Raw genomic sequence first — 17396 nt, 5'->3', positions numbered from 1 at the left:
CGAGCGCTCACGCCGTCGCGCGGTGCTCCACCGCGCGCCGGGTGTGCGGGCCGATTCCGAGGGTGAGCACCCGGTCGAGGTCGCCGGTCGTGTCGACGTCGCGGCGGAGCCCCCAGTCCACCGGGAGTTCGAGTTCGACGTAGCCCGCCGCACGGTGCGCCTCGCGCGATCCCGGACCGAAGCGCGGGTCGTGCGGGACACCGGATGCCGCGGTGGCGAGCACCGTGCCGACGCCGTCGGCGTCCGGCACGAACGCGAGCGGATGCGCTCCGGCGGCGGTGAGCGCGGCGTCCAGTTCCGCCGCTCTCAGCGCCGGCACGTCGCCGAGCAGCACGGCGCGGGGGCCGTCGCCCACGTGCGCCAGCCCGTCGGCGATCGCGGCGGTGAGCCCGCGTCGCTCCTGCTCGATCAGCACCTCGGCGCCGAGCGCACGGAAGGCCTCGCCGATATCCGCGCCCGTGATGACGAGCACCCGTCCCACATGACGCGCGGCGAGCGCCGCGGCGACGGTGTCGAGCGCGAACGCCACGGCGAGCTCGGCCCGCGTCCGCTCGCCGAGGGCGAGCCGGGTCTTCGCGCCGCGCGGTCCCTTCACGGGCACGACGACACTCCAGCTCACGGGTTCCATCGTCTCAGCAACGACCGCGGGGCGAAGGTCGCCGCGAGCCGTCCTCGCCGATCGAGCGCGCTGCGCAGGCCCCGGCGCACCCGCTCCACGTCGGCGAAGTCCACCCGTGCGGTGCCGCCGGCTGCGAAGCTCGCGCGCTCGACCGCGTCGACGAGCCGGTCGAGGGCGGCACGGGCCGCCGTGCGGTCGGCCGCGCCCGTGGACGGTTCGTCATCCGTCCACCCCCGATCGACCCAGCGCTCACCGATGCGCGCCGCGAAGACGCGCGGGGTCTCCGTCGACGGGGCCTGACCGCCCGTGTCGATCACCGTGTCGGTGACCTCGGCCCACGCGGCGAGCGCCGCATCCGGGGCACCGTCCCGCACGCTGCGGCGACGGCGCAGACGCACGACGAGACGCAGGATGGCCGGCACGAGCAGCAGGGCGATCACCCCGGCGGCGATCGCGGCACCGATGCCGAGCGGTCGCAGGTCGACGGCCGAGTCGGCCACTCCGGTCACGGGCGCCTCGTCGGGCCGCTGCGGCGCCGAGAGCGACGGGCTCGGGGTCGGAGCCGCGGACGGCTGCGACTCGTCGATGTCGGGAGTGGCCGGGTCGTCGGCGGTCGCCGCCTCGTACTCGGGCAGCTCGCCCCGGCCCGGCGTCGGCTCGAAACGCACCCACCCCACGCCCTCGAAGAACAGTTCCGGCCAGGCGTGCAGGTCGTGGGTGGTCACGACGAATTCCTCGAGTTCGCCCTCGTCGTCGAACTCCGGCAGGCCGGGCTGGAACCCGACGGCGACCCGTGACGGGATGTCGAGGGTGCGGGCCATGACGGCCATCGCGGAGGCGAAGTGCACGCAGTATCCGGCCCGCTCGTCGAGGAAAGTCGCGATCACCTCGGCACCGGTACCGTCGTAGCCCTCCTCGACGGGCGCGTCCTCCGAGTACTCGAACTCGCCGCCACGGAAGTAGCTCTGCAGGGCGAGCGCGCGCTGGTAGTCGTTCGTGGCCGCGCCGGTGGCCTCGCGGGCGGTGGCCGCGATCACCTCGGGCATCCCCTCCGGCAGGGCCACCATGTCGAGCATCCCCGGCTGCACCGCGTCGGGCGCCTGCTCGAGCTGTTCGGTCGTCGGGCGCACCGACAGGCTCTCGACGGTGTAGTCCTGCCCGCGCACGTTCGCCGTGTCGGTGCGCACCGAGAGCGCCTCCGGTTCCCAGAACCACGAACCCGACAGCCCCTCGATCGACGTCGGCGGGTAGGGGGCGGGCAGCCAGCGCCCGATGAGCGGACCGATGTCGACCGCCGTCGACACCGGGTCGCGTGCGACCGCGGGGGTGAGCCCGGCCGGGTCGCCGATGTCGTCGAGCGTGTTCTCGGGGCGCTCGCGCGCGTCGATCGGCTCCCAGCGGTCGCCGGTGAAGTCGTCGAGGGTCGTCAGCTTGAAGTAGAGGCCCTCCGCGGCGTCGGTCTCGTAGCTGAACGCGCGCACCTCGGTGCCGCGGCGCAGATCGTCGCCGAGATCGAGGATGGGGTTCACCCCGATCTGCGCTCCGCTGCCGGTCGCCGGGTCGGGAGCGCTCGTCACGTCGGGCAGCAGCACCGGCACGACGACCGCGCCGGTGAGCACGACCGCGCCGGCGCCGAGCGCGGTGCGCCGACCGGTGCCGTCGCCCCGGGGCCGCAGGAGCACGAGATAGACGGCGGCGGCGACGAGGAACCAGAAGGCGTCGGATCGGCTCGGGGCGACGACCACCGGCACGGCGAAGAGCACGAGGGCGGGGATCGCGGCGAGCGCCGGCGCCCGCAGGGTCTGCACGAGCAGGTCGGCGAGCACGGCGAGCGCTCCGCCGGCGAGCGCGAGGATGAAGACGATCCCGGGCACCGGCTGCGCCGGGATCCCCTGACGCAGGATCGACATCTCGCCCGCGATGAGCAGGTCGCCCCACGCCGTCCACGTGCCGCCGAGGGGAACGATGCCGAGCAGGGCGGTGCCGGGAGCGAACAGCAGGGCGAGCGTGGCCGGAAGGGTGAGCGCGGCCGCGACCGTCGGCCAGGCTCGGCCCCGCGCGAAGGTGCGGGTGACGGAGGCCGCCAGCAGCACGAGGAACATCACGGTGATGGTCGCGACCCACCAGCTCGCACCCTCGAGCAGCACGTGCAGCGAGGCGGCCGAGGCGGCGAGCAGGGCGAGGATCAGTCCCGCGCGTCCCCACCGGGCACGCGACGGATCGGCGTGACGACGATCAGCCACGGAGGTCCGCCGGTTCGATCGCGCGCACCGCATCCGCCCAACCCACCGACGGGTCGTCGTCCGGGCGCACGCTCACGAGGGTCCAGCCGGCCCGGCCGAGCGCGTCGACGGTCGCCGGTCGTGCCCCGGGGAGCAGGAACACCACGGCGCGGTCGCCCGGGCGGCGCAGTCCGCTCGCCCACCGCAGCACGTCGCTCTCGGGATCGGCGAACACGGCGAAGAGGGGACCGCCGGTCGCGGGGGTCTCCCGCTCCACCGCGGCGGCATCCGGTGCCGCGTCGATGAGCCGTACCCCGGCGAGCGACTCGAGGTAGATGCCGTCGCGTTCGGCCCGCTCGCTCGTCGCCCCCGGCTGCACGAGCTGCGCCGGGGCGGTCTCGAGCACGGTGAGGCGGTAGCCGGCGTCGCCGAGGTGAACCCCCATCGACGCCGCCATCCGCACCGCCCACTCGAACCCGTCGCTCTCGCCGCCCACCGCATCCGGATAGCTCGCGCGCCGGGTGTCGAGGATCAGCCGTGCGTCGGGGAAGGAACGCTGCTCCTCCTGCCGCACCATGAGCTCGCCGTGCCGGGCGGAGGCGCGCCAGTGCACGCGCCGCAGCGCGTCGCCGGTGCGGTACTCGCGGGTCATGAGGTCGTCGTCGTTGCCGGTCGTGCGGCGCTGCACGAACTGCGCCGAGCCCTCGCCCTCGCCGAACGCGCTGCCGTCGGCGGGGAGCCGGCTCACCTGCGGGGTGACGACGAGACGATCGACACCGCCGATGTGGTGCTCGACGTCGACCATGCCGAACGGGTCGCGCAGATCGAGCAGCAGCGGGCCGAACGACACGATCCCCCGGCGATGGGCCCGCAGTTCGTACTCGACCCGGGCGTCGCGGCGGGCGCCCCAGGCGAGCCCGGGGAGCGTACCGCTCGGTGAACCGCCCCACGGCGCGGTGTCCGTCCACTGGGCGGCGACGGTCGGAGAGGCGCCCACGTTGGAGACGGTCACGGTGACGCGCACGGTGTCGCCGGCCCCGACGCTCGCCGGGGTGAAGGTGCGCTTCACCTCGAGCCACGGGGAACGCACGAGGGCGGTCACGACGCCGCTCACCACGAGGAGGAGTGCGACGCCCGCGGGCAGCAGCAGCTCCTCGTAGCCGAGGGAGTACGCCGCGACGAAGAGCACGGCGGCGAGCACGAGCGTCGCCCAGCCGCGGGCACTCAGGCGGCGTCGCCGGGCCTCGAGCTCACGTGCCACGGATCAGGCCGACCCCACCGAGCCGAGGGGAACGGGCGTCTCGCGCAGGATGCGGTCGATCGTGTCGGCGACGGATGCGGCGCCGATGACCCGGGCGTTGGGCACGAGCCGGTGCGCGAGCACGGGCACGGCGAGCGCGTCGATGTCGTCCGGAACGACGAAGTCGCGACCGTCGAGCGCCGCGCGGGCCTTCGCCGCCCGCACCAGGTGCAGGGTCGCGCGGGGGCTCGCACCGAGGCGCAGTTCGCGGTCGTGGCGGGTGGCGTGGGCGATCGCGACCGCGTAGTGCTCGATCGCGCGGCTCGCGTAGACGTGCCGCACGGTGTGGATCATGCGGGAGAGCACGGCGCGGTCGATGACGGGGCGCAGCGACTCGAGCGGGCTCGTCGTCTCGCGCTGCCGCAGCATCGCGACTTCGCTCGCCGGGTCGGGGTATCCCATCGAGATGCGCGCCATGAACCGATCGCGCTGGGCCTCGGGGAGGGCGTACGTGCCCTCCATCTCGATGGGGTTCTGCGTCGCGACGACCGTGAACGGGGTCTCGAGCCGGTACGTGACGCCGTCGACGCTCACCTGCCCCTCGGCCATGCTCTCGAGCAGCGCCGACTGGGTCTTGGGGCTCGCGCGGTTGATCTCGTCTCCGATGACGACGTTGGCGAAGATCGGGCCGGGCTTGAACTCGAAGTCGCGCGAGCCCTGGTTGAAGACCGAGACGCCGGTGATGTCGGAGGGCAGCAGGTCCGGGGTGAACTGGATGCGCGACACGGTCGCGTCGATGCTGCGGGCGAGCGCCCGCGCGAGCATCGTCTTGCCGACGCCGGGCACGTCCTCGATGAGCAGGTGCCCCTCTCCGAGCAGCACCGTCAGGGCGATCTGTACGGCTTCGGGCTTGCCGTCGATGACGGTGCCGACGGCGCGCAGCACGGCGTCGGCGTGCTGCGCGAACTCCTGCGCGCTCATCAGGTCGGCCGCGGGCGCGGAATCCGCGCGGATGGGGGCCGGTGCAGGGCCGGGCGCACCCGACTCCGCCGCGGAACTGTTCATTCCGGCAGTCTGTCACGCGGACGCTGAGCCATCACCCCCAAATCCGGTGGCAAGCGGGCCGCCGGTCGGGTAGGCGCGGCGGAGCCCGCGGTGTCGAGACCCCGTACCGCCGACAGCAACCTGACGTAGGCTTCGCGCGTCAGGGAACGTACGGCACGGTGTCGCCGAGCGCGAGCTCGAGCCGTCGGCACGGCACCTCCACCGACGCCTCACCCGCCTCCGCGGCATAGGAGATCGGACCGGCATCGGCCCACCCCGCACACTCGTAGAAGCCCCGCGCCTCGACGTTCCCGGTCGCGACAGCCAGCCACGCGCGCTCGTAGCCGCCGGCGGCGATGACCGCGGCACCGTGCCGCAACAGGGCCACTCCGATTCCTGTCCCTCGCGCGGCCGCAGCAACGTAAAGCTGCTCGAGCTCGTCGCCGTGGACGACCACGAAACCCGCGACGACGCCGTGCCGGAGCGCGACCCAGGTTCCGCCGAGGCGCGCCCGCACCCGCGGCGGGTACATCGACGCCTCCCGGAACGCGGACAGCGCCTCGGGCACGCAGTCCGCGTGCGCGTCGCGCCATCCGGCCTCCCAAATCCGGGCGATGTCGTCGACGTCCGAGCCGCGCGCGGCGCGCAGCGCGGTGCCCCCGGTCACCGCCGCGCTCCGGCCAGGCGAACGGCTTCGGTGCGGGTGCTGGCGCCGAGCTTGCGCAGGATGGCCGACACATGCACGGTCACGGTGCGCGGGCTGACGAACAGCCGCTCCGCGATTTGGGCGTTGGTGAGCCCCTCGGCGACGAACTCCAGCACCTGCTCCTCGCGCGCCGTGAGACTCCGGGAGGGGCCGTCCCCCCGTCGGCGTGCGCCCAGCCCCGCGGTCTGGATCAGATCGTCCGCCCAGGTGACGATCAACCCGGCGCCGAGCTCCGACGCGCGCTCCAGCACCGCTTCGAGCGTGGCGGCGGCCGCCACCCGGTCGCGGGCCAGCACGAGGGAACGGCCATGCCCAAGGCCGGTGAGCAGTTCCGCGACCACGGGGATCTCCGGTGCAGCCGCCGCGCGGACCGCCTTCTGCCAGAGCTGCGGGTCCGAGCCGGCCCCGTCGTCCCCGCCGAGCTCGGCTGCGACGAGCGGCCGCCAGAATCCGGTGGTGACCCACGCGTCGCGCTCGACCACCTCGTGCAGCCGGCGCTCCTCCTCGGCGAACGCGGCGGCGTCGCCGAGCTCGCGGCGCCGGTGGGCGATCAGCCTGGCCATCGTGGGCGCGAGGGGAAGCTCCTGCGGCGGCGAGCCGAGCCGCGGCTCCTCAAGCAGCTGTGCCGCGACCCCCCACGCCTCGTCGACGTCACCCGCCGCAAGCAGCAGGTCGGCGATGTCGAGGGCCTGACTGGCGCGGGCCTGCTCCTCCCAGTGCGCGACGGCGGCCAGGGAGGCCGACCAGTCCCGCCACAGCGCATGCGCCCCGGCGACGTCGCCGCGCCAGAGCGTCGAGCGGATCTTCGCCCGGCGCAGGTAGGCGAGAAACGAACCGGGCGGGTCCAATTCCAGCGAGCGGTCGATGAGCAGGTCGGCGCGGTCCCACTCCCCGAGCGCGAAGAGCGGATCGACGGTGTTGACCGCGAGGATGGCCCCGGAAGTGCGCTCGACCCCCGCGGCCGCCGCGATTGCGAGCCCCTGCTCGGCGAGCTCGATCGAGGCCTCGTGCCGGCCGAGCATCAGCAGCCCGTCCGACAGGTTGATGTAGTAACGCAGCAGCGCGTCCACGTCGTCACCCGCTTCAGCGAGAGCCACGTCGTACTCGGCGAGCGCATCGTCGACGAAGCCCTGGTGCAGAAGGACCGCGCCGCGCATGTTGGCGGCAAATGAGCGCGTGCGCCCCGCCTCGCGAGGTGCTTCGTCGCGGGCGCGCGCGGCGGCGTCCAGCGACTCCCGTCCGCGCCCGGCGACCATGTACAGCGCCGCCAGTTCGACGAGGATCTCGGCGCGCAGCGCGGATGCCGTGCCGGACTCGAGCAGGTCGAGGGCCTCTTCCAGCTGGGAGACCGCCTCGGCGCGACGGGTGCTGTCCAGGAGGGTTGCGCGGTCGCGCATCAGCGTGGCCCGCAGCACGAGGTCGTCGTCGTCCAGCTCGTCGAGCGCGCGCTCGGCCGTCGCAATGGCGCGTGGGAACTCCCCCGACCTCGTCCAGTCGGACGCCGTCTCCGCCATCAGCCGGGCGAGGCTGCGCTGCGCCATCTGCTTCGCCCGCGGCACGCGGTCCCAGAGCTCGAGCGCCCGCTCGCCGAGCTGCGCCGCTGCCGCGAACGCGAACGCGTCCTCACTGAGACGCATGCCCTCGAGCGCGGCGGCGAACGCACGCTCGAGCTCGCGCGCCTCGTACCAGTGATGCGCGATGCGGACCGCCCGCGAAGTCCGCTTGCCCGCCTCCGGCGGCAGTGCTGCGAGCGCCTCGGCGAACCGCCGGTGCGTTCGCACCCGCTCGCCGGGAAGCTGCTGAGCGGCCACAGCTTCCCGCACCAGGGCATGGCGGAAGTCGTAGCCGGCCTCGTCCGCGACGAGTACCGCCGCGTCGATCGCCGGCGAGAGGGCTGCCTCGAGCCGCTCCTCGTCGGACGCGGAGACAGCGGCGAGCAATGGCAGCGCGATCCGTTCGCCCCCGGCCGCGATGACGCGGCACGCTGCACGCGCCTCCGGCGGCAGGGCGTCGTAGCGGACGAGCAGCAGGTCGGCGAGCGCGTCCGGCACGGCGGCCCCGACGGCGTCGAGAGCGAGAAGCTCCTCGACGAAGAACGGGATGCCCTGGCTGCGCTCGGAGAGTCGCCGGGCGTCGGCCGCCGTCGGGACCGCACCGGTGAGGTCGTGGGCCTGCGCGCGCACCTCCCGCGGGGTGAGGCGGTCGAGGGTCGCGCGGGCGGCTCGGGGATTCCGCTCGAGGTCGGCGAGGAACGGCCGCAGAGGATGGCCGCGTTCGATCTCGTCGTCCCGGTACGACATCACCACCAGGAGGTGCCCGGAGCGTGCGACCCGCGACGCGAAGCGCAGCACGTCGAGGGTCGCCGGATCCGCCCAGTGGAGGTCCTCGATGAGAACGGCCACGGGCACAGTCGCGCTGAGACCCTCGAGCGCCGTCGTGAACGCCTCATCGATCCGCTCCACCGACGACCGCTGCGACGGGGTTCCCTCCAGGACGGTCCGCAGCGCGGCCTCGCCCGCGCCGGCCGCAGCCGCGACCGCGTCCGTGCCGAAGCGCCTCGCCAGGTCGCGCAGCGCGTCGGCGAGCGGGGCGTAGGGGATACCGACCGCGCCGAATTCGACGCACTGCCCGACGGCGACCACCGCCTCCTCCAGCTCCAGCCGGAACTCCCGCAGCAGCCGCGACTTGCCGATGCCGGCCTCACCGGTCACGACCACGAGCCGTGGCTCCCCGGTGAGCGCCGTCGCCCACGCGTCGCGCAGCACATCCCGTTCGCGCTCGCGGCCGACCATGGTCGGCCCGCGTCGCCGCGCGGTCAGCGTTCCCCCTCGGACGTGCCTGCCCGCAGGGCGAGCAGGTCCGCGAGACGTCCGCCGAGGTGGCGCTCCCATTCGCGCGCGCTCACGTCGTAGCCCTCATCCAGCGGCGACAGCCCGACGTGCGTGAACCGCAGCCGCGTGCCGTCGGCGGCCGGGAAGAGTTCGAACGTGAGGTCGGTGCCCACCCACTCCTCGGAGTCGGCGAGAGACGGCCTCGTGCTGCGCACCACCCGCCAGACGATACGCCGATCCGCGACGAGCTGAGCCACCCGGAGCCGACAGGTGTGCACACCCGACTTCTCGACCCAGAACTCGTCACCCACTTCAGCGTTCGCGCCCCCGACCGCGGTGATCCACCACGCGCTCACGTCGTGGATCGCCGCAAAGACCTCAGCCGGTGCGCGCTCGACCTCGACCTCGAGCGCGAAGTCGGCATCGCGCTTCGGGGGGCTGCCGAGGGTCATAGCGGCCTGCCATCCCACAGGCTCGCCAGCACCAGAGCGGCGAGGGCGACATCTAGGGCCGCGCAGAACTCGGCGTACCGTGGAGTGACGGTCGACCCGCGGCGGTGATGCCAGATGTCCCAGAGCCCGTGGCCGACGAGCGCCGCCGCCGCGACCACGGCGAACAGCACGGGATGCGGTGCCAGCCACGCGCCGACGGCGAGCGCCGCGAAGACCACGACGCCGATCAGCTGGCGGCGGCCATCGGCGCGACTCCAGGTCCCGCGTGCGATGCCGACGCCGACGAGCACGACGCAGACGGCTCCGATGAGCGCGAGCGACACGGCCGGCGCGCCCAGGGCGAGCCCGAGGCCGATGGCGGGAATCGACGCGGCGAAACCGATCCAGGCCGTCGCCGGACGGCCGGTGACCGCCGCGACGAGGTAGATGGCGGCGCAGACGAGGACTACCGAAGGGACATCGCCGTAGCGGGCGATCCCCACGGCGGAGGCCAGGCCGAGGAGGCTCGGCCACCACGCGATCCGCGGGAAGCGAATGGTCTCGGGAACGGTCATGTCGTCAGCCTCCCGGAGTCGTGCGGAGGTCGCATCCGACAGATGACGTAGACCACAGCCGTCTAGCACTTTCGTCGGATGCAACCCGGCTCGCCGGCGGCGATGGTCGAAGCGAACCCCGACGAGAGGTAGTCCCATGTCTCACTACGTGTCGCAGCCCCCCAACCCGCTCCGCCATCGCTGGGGCATCCTTTGGCTGGTCGGCGTGGCCCAGCTGATGCTGATCGTCGACGTGACCGTGGTCGCCATTGCGCTTCCGCACATCGGCGACGACCTGGGTCTCGATCGCCAGGCGCTCACCTGGGTGGTGAGCGGATACACGCTCGCCTTCGGAGGCCTGCTGCTCGTCGGCGGCCGCATCGTCGACCTGATGGGCGCCCGTCGTGTGGTGCTTGCGGCCCTCACCGCGTTCGTCCTCGCGTCGCTGGCTGCTGGGTTCGCCGACTCCGGCACGGTGCTGCTCACCGCGCGGGTGGCGCAGGGCGTGTCCGCCGCGTTCCTGTCGCCCGCCGCTCTTTCGGTCGTCGTGACCACCTTCGACGGCGACGAGCGCAACCGCGCGCTCGGCATCTGGTCGGCGCTCGGCGGCGCTGGCGCCGCGTTGGGGGCCCTGCTCGGCGGCCTGCTCGCGGGCGGACCGGGGTGGCCGTGGATGTTCTTCATGAACATCCCGGTCGGCGTCGTGCTGGTCGTCGCACTCCAGCGCCTTCTGCCCCGCATCCCCCGCGGAGCAGCGGCGGGGCGGATCGACGTGCTCGGCGCCGTGCTCGTCACCGCCGGCACCGGGTTGCTGACCTTCGCGCTGATCCGTGCCGGCGACGCCGGGTGGCTGGACGCCGTGGTGCTCTGGTGCGCGAGCGGCGCGGTCGTGCTCTACGTCGCCTTCACCGCGCGCCAACTGACCGCCCGCGTGCCCCTGATGCAGGTCCGGATGCTCGCACGCCGCCCCGTGGCGACCGGCACCGCCCTCATCGCGGCGGCGACCGCGCTCATGGTGATGATGCTCTTCCTCGGCACCTTCTATCTGCAGGAGGACGAAGGGCTCGGCGCGCTGGTGACCGGACTGCTGTTCCTGCCCGTGGCGGTCGCGACGATGGTCGGCGCCCAGGTCGCGGGCCGCGTGCTCGGGAAGGCCGGGGCTCGGGCCCTCGGAACGGCAGGGATGCTGATCGCGGCGGTGGGGATGCTGGTCGCCGCCCTCGGCGGCGGCGTCGCCGTGGTCGTCGCCGGGGTCTCGATTGCGGCCGCCGGGACGGGTGTCGCGTTCGTGGTGGCCTCGGCGACCGCGCTGGGTGTGGTCGCCCCCGAGGAGGCGGGCATCGCATCCGGGATCGTCAGCACGTTCCACGAGTTCGGCGCCACGATCGGGGCCGCGCTCGTGTCGAGCGTCGCCGCGGCGAGCATCCTCGGCGCGGGCGACGGCGGATTCGGGCGCGGCTACCTGACGGCGGCCGTGGTCGCGCTGGCGGTCGCGGTGTTCGTCGTCGTCGCGGCGCCGCGGCGCCCGTAGCGGGTTGTGGACATGAACGCCTCGACCTTCGACCACCCCGATGAAACGCCCATCGCCGCGTCGGACGTACCCGCCCGGCGAACCGTGCCGCGCGTTGTGTCGCCGAACGTGCGGGTTTCACGGACGCGGAACTGCAGCCCGACGACCCGGGACTGCAGCTGCTCCGTCTGCCCCGTGCTCGAGCTATTCCAGCCACTCGGCGACGAGGCGGTCGTCGCCGGGGTCCGCTGCCTGATCTCGGGATCATCCCAGGATGCCCGTCGGGCGCAGAGGCCGGGTCGGTCGGATGTCGTACTCGTCGTCAGCACGGGAATCGGTGGTGACTCGGTCGACGCCGTCCGAGCACCAATCGTCGTTCCGCGAATCGACGCCCTTCCTCCCGAATCGTCCTAAACTCCGCGACGTGTCGCTGATCTTCAACGAGGCCGTCGTCGACGAGCCGATGGTGCAGCGAGTGTGGTGGTCGACGTGCGAGGCCGAGATGGTGTTCTCGTCATCGGTCAAGACGTCATCGATGATCGCCTTCGCCCGGAGCCCGGAGGGCGAGACGTCAGTCCATCTGCGCGGACCGGAGCAGTCGAGCGCGCCGGTGGGATGCGATGCGGGGTGGGACTTCTTCGGCGTCGATCTGCGGATGGGCACCTTCTGGCCGCGGTTCCCGCCGATGCGCCTGGCCGACCGGCAGGATGCGCTGCTGCCGACTCTCCCGGGCAACCGGATCGCGCTCGACAAGGTGGAGTGGGAGATGCCGACCGTCCAGAATGTGGACGTCTTCGTCCGGCGGCTGGCCGACGCCGGCCTGCTGGTATTCGATCCGCTCATCGATGACATCCGCCACGGCGGGCGGCCGCGGGGCATGTCGGAACGGACCGCGCAGATCCGGTTCCGCGGAGCCGTCGGGCTCTCACGTCGCAAACTCGGGAGTATCGAGCGCGCACGGAGCGCGGCTCGGTTGCTCATCCGGGGCGGATCGATCTCCGATGCCGTCGCCGTGGGCGGGTACTACGACCACCCGCAACTCGTCAGGGCGATGCGCTGGGCGACCGGCCAGACCCCGCTCGAGCTGAGGGCGGGCAAGACATATGTCGCCTTCTAAGCCTTCGCTTGAATACAAGACCGGCCGACCAGCCGGATGATTTACTCCGGGGCATGAGCAAGCTGATCGAGTACGACCACCTGTCCATCGACGGGAAGCAAGCGGGCGACGCCTGGTGGGCGGGCCAGCAGGATATCGTCCCCGGCGAGATGCACTTCACCTATCAGCTCGGGCTGCTCTCCTCGGCCGTGGGCATCGTGCTCGGGCGGGAGACCTACGAGGGGTTCGCCCAGACCTGGCCGACTCTCACCGGGGACGTGGCCGACAGAATCAACCCGCTGCCGAAATACGTCGCGACGAGATCCTTGACCGACTTCAGCTGGAACGCGCAGCCTCTCGAAGGCGACGCCGTGGAGGCGGTCGCGCGACTCAAGGACGCCGGCGACGGCACCCTTATCAAGTACGGCAACGGCGCGTTCAGCCGGGCGCTCTTCGAGGCGGGCCTGATCGATGAGCTGCATCTCAGCGTTTCGCCCTTCGTCGCCGGAGCCGGCGAGTCGCTGTTCTCAGGGCTGGTCACGACCCGACTCGAGCTGACGAACGTGACCGAGGTCGGCAACGGCACCGTGGTCCTGGCCTACGTGCCCAAGCGATGAGCAAGGAGGAGGAGACGGGAATGACGCAGGGCGCCTACACCGAGATCAACGGCATCGCCCTCTATTACGAGATCCACGGGGCCGACAACCCGGGCACGCCGCTCATCCTCCTCCACGGCGGCGCGTACACGTTCCACCTGAGTTTCGACGCGGTCCTGCCGGCCTTGAGCACCGACCATCGCGTGATCGGCATCGAGCTGCAGGGGCACGGCCACACGGCCGACAGCGATCGCCCGTTCACGCTGCAGCAGTGCGCCGAGGACGTTCTCGCGCTGATGGATCACCTCGACATCGGCGAGGCCGACTTCTTCGGCTTCAGTATCGGCGGACTGACCGCCACCGAGGTCGCCGTGCGAGCGCCGGAGCGCGTACGCCGGCTGGTGCTGGCCGCGTCGCACTTCGGGCGGACCAGGGGCGTCGGCTACTACTCCGACATCACCGACGTGAAACTCGATTCCCCACGGATGCCGACCGAGGAGCAGGGCAACGCGATGATCGCCGCCTACGCCGAGGTCGCCCCGAACCCCGACGGCTTCTTCGACTTCGTGCCGAAGGCGCAGTCGGAAGTGCACGAGTTCGAGGGGTGGTCCCCCGAGCAGCTCGCCGGGCTGACCATGCCCGTCCTCATCATCATCGGTGACACCGACTTCGTCCGTCTCGAGCACGCGGTCGAGATGAAGGAGTCGGTGCCGGATGGGCAGCTGGCGATCCTTCCAGGTACCAAGCACCTGGAGGTCATCCGGCCCGATCTCGTGCTGCCCATGGTGTCCGCGTTCCTCGCTTGAGGTCTCCCTCTACCTGATTCGTCCGATGCACCACGGGCACCCGGCGCCGATATCGGGACCTCCCTACCGCAGACACCTACCACGGGTCCCGCTCAGAGAGATCTCGATTCGGCCGTGAACGGCCTACTCGATCCGCGGAGACGCCGAGCGGCCTACTCGGTGTCCGCGTCGCGCGACTCGCGTTCGAGGCGGCGGCCGAGCGCGATCGCCTCGGCCGTGCCCATCCGGAACATGTCGTTCTCGCCGGTGCGGACGAGGGCGCGGGCGCCCGGGAGGTCGACCGGACCGACGAGGTGCCCGAGGCCGCGCACCACCGCGACCGGGCGGCCGCTCGCCTTGCCCTTCACGAGGTCGGCGACGGCGGCGATCTCGTCGGCGACCGCGGGGGCGGTGACGTCGAGGCGGCGGCCGTGCGCATCCGTGCTGCCGCGCAGGTCGTCGAGCACGCGGATGCCGGCGGCACCGATCGCGATGTCGGTCTGTCCGTCACGCCAGGGGCGGCCTGCGGTGTCGCTGATGACGACGCCGACCTCGACGCCGAAGCGCGTGCGCAAGGCGGAGGCGAGTGTGCGCGCCGTCGCGTCCGGGTCCTCCGGCAGCAGCAGCACGGTGCCCTCGGCGACGTTCGACGCGTCGACCCCGGCGGCGGCCATGACGAGTCCGAGCCGGTTCTCGACGATCCGGGTGACGCCGTTCGGGTGCACGCGCGAGGCGACGAGCCGCACCGTTTCCGCCGTGATCGCGTCCTCCCGGTCGGTCGCCGCGACGACGCGTCCCTCGGCCTTGCTGACGATCTTGCTCGTGACGGCGACGATGTCGCCGTGCTCGATCCCCTCGTCGGCAAGCGCGTCGCCGACGAGCGCGACGAGGTCGTCGCCGGGGTGCACCTCCGGGATGCCGTCGACCGCCCAGGCGGTCAGCCGCGGCGCGGTCATGCGAGCACCGCCGGCAGCACGGCGCGGCCGAAGGTCTCGATCCATTCGCGCTGGTTGCGGCCGACGTTCCGCACCATGATGCGATCGAAGCCGAGCGCGGCGAACTGACGCAGGTGCGCGCGATGGGCGTCGAGGTCGGAGCTCACGAGCAACCGGCCCTCGAAGTCCTCGGCGCGCACCATCCGCCCGAGCTGCTCGAACTCGTGCGGCGAGCGGATGTCGGACCGACCGGCGCGCAGGCCGCCGATCGGCCATTCCGTGAGGGCGTTGCGCGTCGCCTCGTCGTCGGTCGGCGCCCAGCTGACGGCGAGTTGCAGCACTTTCGGCATCGTCGCCGGATCCTTGCCCGCTTCGCGGGCGCCCTCCGCGAAACGGGTGAGGAGCGTCCGCAGCTTCTCGACCGGCGCGCCGATCGTGATGAGCCCGTCGGCGGTCTTCCCGGCACGCCGTGCCGTCACGGGACCGCCGGTCGCGATGAGGATCTCCGGAGCGGTCGGCGGCATCGTCCACAACCGGGTCGACTCGAGGCGGAAGTGCGGTCCGGCGTGCTTGACGTCCTTGCCCGCGAGGCCGCTCGCGAACAGCTTCTTGATCACGTCGACCGCCTCGAACATCCGGGCGATGCGTTCCGGCGCCTCCGGCCAGTACTCCCCCACGATGTGCTCGTTGATCGCCTCCCCGCTGCCGATGCCGAGCCAGTGCCGATCCGGGTACATCGCGGCGAGCGTCGCCGAGGCCTGGGCGACGGTCGCCGGATGCCAGCGGAAGGTCGGCGCCGTCGCGCCGAGCCCGATCTCCCCCTCGGTGCGCTCGGCGAGCGCGGTGAGCATGTTCCAGACGAACGGCGCCTGCCCCTGGCGCGGCGTCCACGGCTGGAACTGGTCGGCCGCCATCACCCCGTCGAAGCCGTGCCGTGCCGCGTGCACGGCGAGGTCGAGCACCTCGGCGGGCGGGAACTGCTCGAGCGGCACGGAGTAGCCGATGCGGAGGCGCGGGGACATGGCTCCATTCTTCCGCCCGCCTAGCATCGGACGTGCACCCCACGGGAAGGACGCTCATGAGGATCGAACTGCCGTTCGCGGAAGGGCTCGCCGTCGTCCGCTCCGCGACGACGCTGCCGCCGCTCGTGCGCGACCTGCGCTGCAGTGGCGCGACGGTCTACGCCGACATCGACCTGCGCGAGATCGAGAGCGACTCCTTCGGGTTCCGTCTCGCCGCGATGGCGGCCGGCACGGTCGAGGTCGCCGCCCGGCTCGAGGAGTTCGCGGACGGGGTCGCGGTGTTCGTCGTCACGGCGCACGCCCGCGGACTGCCGGCGCATCGGCTGGTGCCCTACCTCATCGGCCCGATCGAGTCGGCGCTCGATCGCGCCGGGCTCCCCGACGGGCTCGTGCGCGTGTTCGCGGACGAGGGTGACCCGCGGGTGTCCGTCGACGTGCAGCGCGCGGTCGACGAACGGGTCGGAGGCGTGCGGGTGCGCGACGTGTCGCTCGTCGACGCCGTCATCCACGTCGACGCCGACGTGAGCGGCTTCCGGACGCCCGCGGCGGCCGAGTAGCGCGACGGTTCCCTTCGACAGGCTCAGGAAACGGCCGCTGAGCCTGTCGAAGCGGGTCGTGCGACGGCTCGCTTCGTCGGGCTCAGGGAACGGGACTACGCGAGGGCGCGCAGGCGCGGGGCGAGGTCGCGCTCGAAGAGCTCGAGGAAGCGGCGCTGGTCGTGTCCCGGCGCGTGGAACACGAGGTGGTTGAGCCCCGCGTCTACGTACTGCTTGATGCCCTCGACGACCTCGTCCGGGTCGGAACCGACGATCCAGCGCGACGCGATCTGCTCGATCGGCAGCGCATCCGCCGCCTTCTCCATCTCGATCGGGTCGGTGATGTCGTGCTTCTGCTCCTTCGACAGGGCGAGCGGCGACCAGAAGCGGGTGTTCTCGAGCGCGACATCGGGGTCGGTGTCGTAGGAGAGCTTGATCTCGATCATCCGGTCGATCGCGCCGGCGTCGCGACCGGCGGCCTCCGCGCCCTCGGCGACGGCGGGCAGCAGCTTCTCGGTGTAGAGGTCCATGCCCTTGCCGGACGTGCAGATGAAGCCGTCGCCGGCGCGGCCCGCGTACTTCGCGACGACCGGTCCGCCGGCGGCGATGTAGACGGGGATGCCGCCCTCGGGAACGTCGTAGATGGACGCGTCGTGGGTGGAGTAGTACTCGCCCTCGAAGTTCACCCGGTCTCCGGTCCACAGCTCGCGCATGAGGCGGATGGACTCGCGCAGGCGCGCAAAACGCTCCTTGAACTCGGGCCAGTCCTGCTCACCGGCGCCCCGGAATCCTGTCGCGATCTCGTTGAGCGCCTCGCCGGTGCCGACGCCGAGCATGATGCGTCCCGGGTAGAGGCAGCCGAGCGTCGCGAACGCCTGCGCGATCACCGCCGGGTTGTAGCGGAACGTCGGCGTCATCACCGAGGTGCCGATCCGGATGCTCGAGGTGCGTTCGCCGACGGCCGCCATCCAGGCGAGCGAGAACGGCGCGTGACCGCCCTCGTGACGCCACGGTTGGAAGTGGTCGCTGACGGCGACGCTCTCCATGCCGTGCGCTTCGGCGGCAACCGCGATCTCGACGAGTTCACGCGGGTTGAACTGCTCGGCGGAGGCCTTGTATCCGAGGGTGAGGGTCATACGCCCATTCTGCTCCGTCGCATCCTGCGACGACGCTCCGAGCCCGGCCCGCGTCAGGCGTGGAGGCCGCCCTCATCCATCGCGCTACAGAAGCGCGTCCGCGCGCTCGAAAGAACGATGGCTGAAGCGCGGA

The 17396-nt window shown here is 72.3% G+C and carries 16 protein-coding genes; 5 read left to right on the top strand and 11 right to left on the bottom strand.

Features of this window, described 5'->3' with window-relative positions; all coding sequences use genetic code 11:
• Positions 1–7: 7 nt before the first annotated feature.
• The 8 genes from cofC to CLV46_RS06240 all read right to left on the bottom strand — a co-directional run bounded on the left by cofC (position 8) and on the right by CLV46_RS06240 (position 9668).
• A complete protein-coding gene (gene cofC, locus CLV46_RS06275; RefSeq protein ID WP_170028536.1) occupies positions 8–619 on the bottom strand; it encodes a 2-phospho-L-lactate guanylyltransferase in 612 nt (203 codons plus the stop codon).
• Positions 616–2862, bottom strand: a complete 2247-nt coding sequence (locus CLV46_RS06270) for a transglutaminase TgpA family protein (RefSeq protein WP_100363979.1) — start codon at positions 2860–2862, stop codon at positions 616–618. Before CLV46_RS06270 ends, cofC begins: the two co-directional genes overlap by 4 nt.
• Positions 2855–4102, bottom strand: a complete 1248-nt coding sequence (locus tag CLV46_RS06265; protein WP_100363978.1) for a DUF58 domain-containing protein — start codon at positions 4100–4102, stop codon at positions 2855–2857. Before CLV46_RS06265 ends, CLV46_RS06270 begins: the two co-directional genes overlap by 8 nt.
• Positions 4103–4105: 3 nt before the next feature.
• Positions 4106–5062: an AAA family ATPase gene (locus tag CLV46_RS06260; RefSeq protein WP_100363977.1), complete on the bottom strand. Its 957-nt coding sequence runs from the start codon at positions 5060–5062 to the stop codon at positions 4106–4108.
• Between the two features lie 223 nt (positions 5063–5285).
• Positions 5286–5792 carry a GNAT family N-acetyltransferase gene (locus CLV46_RS06255; RefSeq protein WP_211282159.1) on the bottom strand — a complete coding sequence of 169 codons (507 nt, stop codon included), beginning with the start codon at positions 5790–5792 and terminating at the stop codon, positions 5286–5288.
• The gene (locus tag CLV46_RS06250) at positions 5789–8623 is read right to left on the bottom strand and encodes a helix-turn-helix transcriptional regulator (protein WP_170028534.1); all 2835 of its coding nucleotides are present in this window, start codon (positions 8621–8623) and stop codon (positions 5789–5791) included. The genes CLV46_RS06255 and CLV46_RS06250 overlap by 4 nt, the downstream gene beginning before the upstream one ends.
• Before the next feature lie 23 nt (positions 8624–8646).
• Positions 8647–9114, bottom strand: coding sequence for an SRPBCC domain-containing protein (locus CLV46_RS06245; protein ID WP_100363975.1), 468 nt, complete (start codon positions 9112–9114; stop codon positions 8647–8649).
• Complete coding sequence (locus CLV46_RS06240) at positions 9111–9668, bottom strand: hypothetical protein (protein ID WP_100363974.1); 558 nt, start codon at positions 9666–9668, stop codon at positions 9111–9113. The genes CLV46_RS06245 and CLV46_RS06240 overlap by 4 nt, the downstream gene beginning before the upstream one ends.
• A 136-nt stretch (positions 9669–9804) precedes the next feature.
• Between CLV46_RS06240 and CLV46_RS06235 the strand changes: the two genes are divergently transcribed.
• The 4 genes from CLV46_RS06235 to CLV46_RS06215 all read left to right on the top strand — a co-directional run bounded on the left by CLV46_RS06235 (position 9805) and on the right by CLV46_RS06215 (position 13655).
• A complete protein-coding gene (locus CLV46_RS06235; RefSeq protein WP_100363973.1) occupies positions 9805–11178 on the top strand; it encodes an MFS transporter in 1374 nt (457 codons plus the stop codon).
• 403 nt (positions 11179–11581) lie between these two features.
• Positions 11582–12274, top strand: coding sequence for a helix-turn-helix domain-containing protein (locus CLV46_RS06225; RefSeq protein WP_100363971.1), 693 nt, complete (start codon positions 11582–11584; stop codon positions 12272–12274).
• A 53-nt stretch (positions 12275–12327) separates the two neighbouring features.
• A complete protein-coding gene (locus tag CLV46_RS06220; RefSeq protein ID WP_100363970.1) occupies positions 12328–12870 on the top strand; it encodes a dihydrofolate reductase family protein in 543 nt (180 codons plus the stop codon).
• A gap of 20 nt (positions 12871–12890) precedes the next feature.
• On the top strand, positions 12891–13655 hold the full coding sequence (locus tag CLV46_RS06215) for an alpha/beta fold hydrolase (RefSeq protein ID WP_211282158.1): 765 nt from the start codon (positions 12891–12893) through the stop codon (positions 13653–13655).
• A 152-nt stretch (positions 13656–13807) separates the two neighbouring features.
• On the opposite strand, the gene CLV46_RS06210 is transcribed toward CLV46_RS06215, so the two are convergent.
• On the bottom strand, positions 13808–14590 hold the full coding sequence (locus CLV46_RS06210) for a coenzyme F420-0:L-glutamate ligase (protein WP_100363969.1): 783 nt from the start codon (positions 14588–14590) through the stop codon (positions 13808–13810).
• Positions 14587–15591 carry a TIGR03557 family F420-dependent LLM class oxidoreductase gene (locus CLV46_RS06205; protein ID WP_100363968.1) on the bottom strand — a complete coding sequence of 335 codons (1005 nt, stop codon included), beginning with the start codon at positions 15589–15591 and terminating at the stop codon, positions 14587–14589. Before CLV46_RS06205 ends, CLV46_RS06210 begins: the two co-directional genes overlap by 4 nt.
• Positions 15592–15647: 56 nt before the next feature.
• Here CLV46_RS06205 and CLV46_RS06200 point away from each other — a divergent pair, with 56 nt between their 5' ends.
• The gene (locus CLV46_RS06200; RefSeq protein ID WP_100363967.1) at positions 15648–16148 is read left to right on the top strand and encodes a hypothetical protein; all 501 of its coding nucleotides are present in this window, start codon (positions 15648–15650) and stop codon (positions 16146–16148) included.
• A 95-nt stretch (positions 16149–16243) separates the two neighbouring features.
• Here CLV46_RS06200 and fgd read toward each other — a convergent pair whose 3' ends face one another.
• The gene (gene fgd, locus CLV46_RS06195) at positions 16244–17263 is read right to left on the bottom strand and encodes a glucose-6-phosphate dehydrogenase (coenzyme-F420) (protein WP_100363966.1); all 1020 of its coding nucleotides are present in this window, start codon (positions 17261–17263) and stop codon (positions 16244–16246) included.
• Positions 17264–17396 lie beyond the last annotated feature (133 nt).

It is taken from the genome of Diaminobutyricimonas aerilata (assembly GCF_002797715.1).
GTDB classification, from domain to species: Bacteria; Actinomycetota; Actinomycetes; order Actinomycetales; family Microbacteriaceae; genus Diaminobutyricimonas; species Diaminobutyricimonas aerilata.
Note: the sequence above shows the minus strand (reverse complement) of the source record. Positions and strands in the feature narration are given on the sequence as shown.

Excerpts from the sequence above, each read along its gene's own strand:
- CLV46_RS06260 (WP_100363977.1), bottom strand. The coding sequence starts at position 5,062 with ATGAGCGCGCAGGAGTTCGCGCAGCACGCCGACGCCGTGCTGCGCGCC.
- CLV46_RS06250 (WP_170028534.1), bottom strand. The coding sequence starts at position 8,623 with ATGGTCGGCCGCGAGCGCGAACGGGATGTGCTGCGCGACGCGTGGGCG.
- CLV46_RS06245 (WP_100363975.1), bottom strand. The coding sequence starts at position 9,114 with ATGACCCTCGGCAGCCCCCCGAAGCGCGATGCCGACTTCGCGCTCGAG.
- CLV46_RS06240 (WP_100363974.1), bottom strand. The coding sequence starts at position 9,668 with ATGACCGTTCCCGAGACCATTCGCTTCCCGCGGATCGCGTGGTGGCCG.
- CLV46_RS06235 (WP_100363973.1), top strand. The coding sequence starts at position 9,805 with ATGTCTCACTACGTGTCGCAGCCCCCCAACCCGCTCCGCCATCGCTGG.
- CLV46_RS06220 (WP_100363970.1), top strand. The coding sequence starts at position 12,328 with ATGAGCAAGCTGATCGAGTACGACCACCTGTCCATCGACGGGAAGCAA.
- CLV46_RS06215 (WP_211282158.1), top strand. The coding sequence starts at position 12,891 with ATGACGCAGGGCGCCTACACCGAGATCAACGGCATCGCCCTCTATTAC.
- CLV46_RS06210 (WP_100363969.1), bottom strand. The coding sequence starts at position 14,590 with ATGACCGCGCCGCGGCTGACCGCCTGGGCGGTCGACGGCATCCCGGAG.
- CLV46_RS06205 (WP_100363968.1), bottom strand. The coding sequence starts at position 15,591 with ATGTCCCCGCGCCTCCGCATCGGCTACTCCGTGCCGCTCGAGCAGTTC.
- CLV46_RS06200 (WP_100363967.1), top strand. The coding sequence starts at position 15,648 with ATGAGGATCGAACTGCCGTTCGCGGAAGGGCTCGCCGTCGTCCGCTCC.
- fgd (WP_100363966.1), bottom strand. The coding sequence starts at position 17,263 with ATGACCCTCACCCTCGGATACAAGGCCTCCGCCGAGCAGTTCAACCCG.